Genomic DNA, 6,094 nt, shown 5'->3' on the forward strand with positions numbered 1-6,094 from the left:
GAGTTTCTCAGAAACCCAAGCTTTAAGAAAAACTGCGACTTGATTTGCATTCATCGACTTGGCGTTCTGGCTGAGTTCAAGGACTACGAAGAAGAAATCTTCGCAATCGAGGAAGATCCGCATTTCTATAAAAAGTATGTCCTCTATTACAGTATTGCAGAAGAAAGCGCTCTAACTGATTTTAGCTACGACAAACTTGAATCTGTGATTGCTGACAAAAAGCAATTTATTGATTACAAAGAAAACCCTCTTGTAGCTTCACAATACAGCTTTGCAGCTAAAACCTTTATTAAACTTCCTTTCTTGGAGTTACCTAGTCATTCAGGAAACCTCTTGTCCCTAAGGTTACAAGCAGCCGAGGCGGTTGCAGAAGCTGATCTGGAAGACACATATTCAACTATTCAGCAAATTACTAATAAAAACGTCGACGAAATAGTTCAGGAAATGATTAAAAATGAATTGGCAAATATCCAAGATTGAAGTCTCCAGCTTCAAAGCATTCAAACATATTTATTTGGATCTTGGCGAGTCTTCCTTGCTAACTCTAGACGGTCCTAACGGTTATGGTAAAACAAGCATCTTCGATGCAATTGAACTGCTGCTAACAGGCCAGATCAATAGAATTCAAAATTTATTCAAAACATTATTAACCAAGAAAAAGAGAGACTACTCGGATAACCTCTTTTGGAACAGTCGCTCAGGTGATAACGACCTCTGCATTAAAATTGAATTCATTGATGATGATCGCAAACTAGTTTTAGCTAGACATTGTCCAGTCGCGACATTCAAAAATCCATCAAACAATCGTGCTGATAAATACGAAAACTTTAAGCTTTATGAGCTGCCAGAATTTGAATCGTCTGATTTTACGAAAAAAAATCTGCGCGATAATAACTTTCTTGACGAGGTTTTCGGTAAAAACTTCAGGGAAAACTTCTCTTTCCTTAACTATCTGGAGCAAGGACAAAACCGACTTTTACATACCCGCGTGGACGAACGTAAGGATAAACTTGGAAACCTCTTTAACATCAGTGATATAGAGGGGGGAATTGACAGCTGCAATACTTTATACAGTAAGTTTACGAAGCACATCAAGAGTCCTGAGCGAATGGCGGGAAAGGCATCACTTGAAGAAGAAATAGACAAACTAAGAGAAGGGTTGCAGCCAGTGGATGGGAGCATCGAGTACAAAAAACTTTCGACGACCGATGTCCAGCCATTGTGGGATAGTGAGGTGCTGTTCCCAATTTATTCAGCAGAAAACCATGCTTCTTATCAGAAGTCAGTTAGAAAGATAATTGCCCTTTTACCACTCAAAGCAACGATAAAAACTAGGGTTCACAACGAGGCAATCGAGGCCGACATAGAACGTAACGAAGAGTCTTTGAGAAGCTTGGCTCAATTCGGTAAAGATCTTAATAAGCTTGATGGGCTGGAAGCAATCAAGAAGCAGATTAATGAGCTTAACCGTTCAGCAGGTATAATCAAGCGCGGAGCCTCAATAATTAAGGTCGAAGAAGCTCAATCACTTCCAAACTGGGCAGGTGGACGCCTTGAGTGGTTTAAATTACAAATTGAATCCCGAAATAGCTTAGAACAAAAAAGCAGCGCCCATGCGAAGATCGTAACTGAATTGGAGCGTCTGAAAAGGCAGCTGATTGATGAACATAAGAAGTCCTATCCTGATGAGCAGTTGTGTCCACTCTGTGGTAAGGACTGGGAAGATCACAGGTCAATGGTAACTGCCATTGAAGAAAGAACCAAGCAGATCTCTGAGTCACTAAGCAAGGACGGTAAGGACTTAGTTGATCTGATCGCTGTTATGGATGCTGAGCTGAAGCTTATCGACACTCATATCCAAGAAAGCTTAAATGCTCTTAAGTTAACATTTGAGCCTAATCTTTATACAGAGCTGACCAAAATTAAGCTTCGGCTCCCAGCCATAACTCAGCTAATGGAGAAGCTAAAAAGCAACAATATACAATGTTTGGAATCATTTACGGAAAATGATGAAGTAATAAATGAAAGACTTGAAAAGCTCAAAGCGAATCTAAGGAAAAAAAAGCAGGTTGAAGTCGATGCATTAGCGCTGCCGGAGGGCTGGCGAGAAACAATAAACAGCACTTTCAAAGATCTACAAGACTTCTACATAATCACGTCTGAAGATTTGAGGGATAAAGAACAGTACATAGCGATTAAAGCTAACGAGTCTCAAAATGCCAGACTCCAAACCTGTATTTCCGAGCTTAAGCTTATAGAGAACGAAACCCTAGCAGCCCAAAAGGCACAAGGTAAAATCAAGAAGCTACGCGACACACTGAAGGAGACAGAACAAAGGTATACCGACCAGACAATTTCGGCTATTGAGCTCATATTCCATATCTATAGTGGTCGACTGATTCAAAACTATCAGCGTGGATTGGGCCTGTTCATCGAGAGCCGTGAAGGAACGCAGTTAAGGTTTCTTACGGCTGAGAAATCAGAACATGACGCAGTCATGTCTATGAGTGCTGGTCAGGTGTCAGCTCTTAGTCTTGCCTTCTTCCTTTCACTCAACAAGGTCTATGCTAAGGTACCACTAATCTTGATTGATGATCCGTCGCAATCATTGGATGAAATTAACGTTGCTTCCTTGACTGACTTACTTCGATGTGAACTCAATCATTGTCAGTTAATAGTCTCCTCCCATGAAGATGATATTTCTGCCTACATGCGCTACAGGTTCGACAGAGCTGGCCTCAAAGCGAGTTCACTCAACATGCAGGATTTAGCGAAAGGTGCAATGTAAAAGCTGCCAGCGGAGTCCTAGTATCGCTGAATGTTTCTGAGGATAATGCGTAGTGATCGACTCCTAAAGGACGGAAATAATAGAAGCCAAACTCGGTTCTAGTTGTTCAATTACCCCAATAGTGTAGGGGTCTTTGCCTACAAGGTTTCCTTTTGTGATGCCAACTACTTCGCCAGAAACTGTTGTGCAGATCCCCCCGCTCTTGGTGGGGGCGGAGGGCTCTTGCGTTAGGATACCATTAACTTTGTTTGATTGAGCTGCAAGATGCCTTTGTTCAAGGATTGACACGATGACCCCTGAAGGTTTCTCAAAAGTTGAAGTACAGTATAGCTCTTGTGATAGTTCTAGTGGGCCCTGATGGGGCTTAAATGTTTCAGCAGGTGTGCTCGAAAAGAGCTGAGATTCAACATCAAAACGTCCCTCAGGCCGCAATTTGGCAATGATAATGTCTGCCGTAGGTATGCTAATGATTACTCCTAGCCTGACACTCAAAGTATTAGTTCCTTGTTTGAGTTCTAGTACTTGTTCCACTGTTCTGAATCCATGTTTAGAAGACAGCAGGTAAAATCCTGTTCGTGCCTTAATTAAAGTACCAGTCAAAAGGCTGTTTCCGTTGTCAGTAACGACCCTTACAGCACCATCAGCGAACGGTTTAAACGCATCAGGATTGTTTACTCGTGGTTGTTCTGAAACATTGGTTGGTTGAGTGGTACCACAGCCGCTCAATAGAGCAGCTGTTAGGGTGAGCCAATAAATATGTCGAATCATTGCGCCTCCTCATAAACGATGTTGAAATTCATATCTGCATAAATATATTCACGGCCTCGCTTCGGTGAAACGTCGTAGCATAAATTGAATATCGCTCTTGCTCTTATCTCGTAGTCTAGTGACGTGATGAGTTTTTTATACAAGTCGATGGCTCGCAGCATCGCTAAATCATTGTTATTCATCTGATCAGTAGCTGAAAACGTTTTAGAAACTTTTGTTCCGGTTTTGCAATGCTTGAGTGTTGCTCGGTTATTTACATCAGAAAACGTGTAATATTCCTGTCCCCAAAGTGAACCTAACTTTGCATCTACTCGCGGTTTGGATGCACTAGCCATTCCAATAATACCTACTATCAACCGTGGCTTTGCTTCTGCTCGTAGATAAAAATCAGCGAGCTTGGCAGCAGCCTTTATCACGCCTCCATACATCGGATCTTGATTTTGAAAAGTACCTGGCAAGTAATGAACTTTAACGGGCCTTAGCTCAAGGAGCACACTTGAATTTGACTCGTTAGCGTCCGTTTTTTTAACAACACGGACTTCTACTTCTGAGTTGCCATCGCTGATGTTGTGACTGGTCGTTCGAACACTAATCAACGCTTCAGGATCAAAGCTATGCGAAATCTCACGTGTCAAGATTCGACCTTTAATTCCTAGACGCAGCAACTCTGATTTCATTACATCTAGCTCTGTTTTAGAAGACCTTTGATTAAGTTGAGTAATGTATGCTTGCCCATTCGAGGAAGGGAATTGAGATTGCGTTGACGTGCAACCACTAAGTAAAGTTAAAGCAATGGCCGTCGCTAAATATGTTATATGCATGGTGCTTATCCTTGTAAAGTTACGGTACGATAGTTAACGTGTTTTCATTCAAAAGTAGCTTACCGCTAACGTTTAAGGTGCAGGTCGAGCTCTTAAAAAGTCCTTCAGGTGTTGGTTCACTTAAGCCGTGCCGGTAGACGTAAATATTTTTCAGCTCAAGCTCTACTTTTGTGCCAAACTGCAAACAACGAAAGGAAATTGGAGTGGTTTCTGCCCAATGTCCAATGATCTTGATAGTTACATTTCGGAGCCCTTTCGTTATTGTAACTTTCTGTGATAGCGCATCCTCGGGCAAGTGAAGAGTAGCCACACTGCGGTCAATGGCTGCAGCATTACAGTAACAGGAGATTGTACCTATACAAAAAAATGTTAAAAATTTCATTTTGCTTCCTCATTCACGGATGAATTGAAATAAAGTTCACTCGACTGAAACGTGGAACAACCTAACGGTACATCATTGATATCATAAGCGTTCACTAGCCAATGTGTAGCAGGTGCTGCATATGCTTTATAAAATGCGCCACGCATTGCATTGATAGCATCTAAGTCTTTTTTCACAAAAGCCTGAAAACAAAGCTTCCCGCTGGGCAATATTTTTAAGCGGGCTACTTTAAAAACGTCGTCAACAGAACACCCGTTCGGCGCTATTAATTCAGCTATCGGTCGCGATGTGTTAAATAACGATATATTCACAAAAAATGGCTCTGTCAGATTGCGAAAGTCTTCCTTAATGCAAAGAGTTCCTTCTTTTGATTCATTTGTAAGAGGAAAATTATTACTTCTAGCTTTTTTCATGAGTTTACGAGCGGTTGATTGCAATGAGCCCGTTCGCAATGTGCTATCAAGACAGTTCGAGCCGTAAAAGGTGTCGGCAGCAATAAGACCAATAAGATCACTTGCTAACTTAGTAGTCGCTATGGTGTTTGAATCCACAGTAAAGCGGCCAATTCTATTGCCACTGAAAATCAAGCCTTGATTTAATTGATAACTAGTCACTTTAAATCTAATCTGTACAGACGGAAGTTCTCCAAAAACATAGCTCTTGGTTTTTGAGCTAAAAGAAGAAACAGCTGTGGACAACTCATAAATATAGCTCTCTGACGTAGTGCCATTCCCGATATTTAGATAGCCTGAGTTATTGCTAGCGTCGCCTGTGATATCGCTAAAAGACGTATTTATAGGGATCTCTTTTACTGCGAAGATAGTCACTGGAAGAGGTACACTAGTTATAAAGCTTGAGGATAGATATTGGTATTCAAGCTTAGCCCTAGTAATTACTGCGTCATCGTTAAAGTGTTTGATTTCATTGATTACAGAGCTAGCCAACAAACTAGATTTACTCGTCACTGTTGCTTGAGTAGTTTCATGGTGTTTATGCGTTCTAGTCAATAAGCATGATTGAAGCTCGAGCTTAGTTTGAAATGGATCGACGCTGAATTCATAGTTCCCATTTATTAACACAAAGTCACCTTTTTGATACTCGAAGAAATCGTTATGTGACTTTTGCATAGATGTACAACCAGATAATACTGTAACGACTGCTGCAAAAACGATTTTGATAGGTGTTTTAGAGTAATAACCGTAACGCATTACTAGTCCTCCAAAGTCAAGGGACTCCTTTCCCTTTTGATTCAATTACTTGATTAGGGTTGAAGTAACCATTGCCCCATTCTTGACAACATATTTTCGCTTTACCTTTGAATTAGAGACGTCAATT

Annotated in this window: 6 protein-coding genes; 2 read left to right on the forward strand and 4 right to left on the reverse strand. The window is 41.0% G+C overall.

Annotation, left to right across the window (positions count from 1 at the left end):
* Positions 1 to 480 (forward strand): ABC-three component system middle component 1 (locus J8L97_RS22200; RefSeq protein WP_211052859.1); only part of this gene is annotated, 480 nt, incomplete at its 5' end.
* Complete coding sequence (locus J8L97_RS22205; RefSeq protein ID WP_211052861.1) at positions 455 to 2,788, forward strand: AAA family ATPase; 2,334 nt, start codon at positions 455 to 457, stop codon at positions 2,786 to 2,788. The genes J8L97_RS22200 and J8L97_RS22205, both read left to right, overlap by 26 nt.
* A 63-nt stretch (positions 2,789 to 2,851) precedes the next feature.
* Here the strand turns inward: J8L97_RS22205 and J8L97_RS22210 are convergent, their stop codons facing one another.
* The 4 genes from J8L97_RS22210 to J8L97_RS22225 are packed head-to-tail and all read right to left on the reverse strand — an operon-like array spanning position 2,852 to position 5,967.
* The gene (locus J8L97_RS22210) at positions 2,852 to 3,556 is read right to left on the reverse strand and encodes a hypothetical protein (protein ID WP_211052862.1); all 705 of its coding nucleotides are present in this window, start codon (positions 3,554 to 3,556) and stop codon (positions 2,852 to 2,854) included.
* Positions 3,553 to 4,377 carry a hypothetical protein gene (locus J8L97_RS22215; protein ID WP_211052863.1) on the reverse strand — a complete coding sequence of 275 codons (825 nt, stop codon included), beginning with the start codon at positions 4,375 to 4,377 and terminating at the stop codon, positions 3,553 to 3,555. Before J8L97_RS22215 ends, J8L97_RS22210 begins: the two co-directional genes overlap by 4 nt.
* 19 nt (positions 4,378 to 4,396) lie before the next feature.
* Positions 4,397 to 4,759 (reverse strand): hypothetical protein, encoded by a 363-nt coding sequence (locus tag J8L97_RS22220; protein WP_211052864.1) that lies wholly within the window; start codon positions 4,757 to 4,759, stop codon positions 4,397 to 4,399.
* Entirely contained in the window at positions 4,756 to 5,967 is a 1,212-nt protein-coding gene (locus J8L97_RS22225) for a hypothetical protein (protein WP_211052866.1), read from the reverse strand. The genes J8L97_RS22220 and J8L97_RS22225 overlap by 4 nt, the downstream gene beginning before the upstream one ends.
* Positions 5,968 to 6,094: the final 127 nt, after the last annotated feature.

Origin of the sequence: Pseudoalteromonas sp. MMG012 (assembly GCF_018100875.1) — a bacterium.
GTDB classification, from domain to species: Bacteria; Pseudomonadota; Gammaproteobacteria; order Enterobacterales; family Alteromonadaceae; genus Pseudoalteromonas; species Pseudoalteromonas aurantia.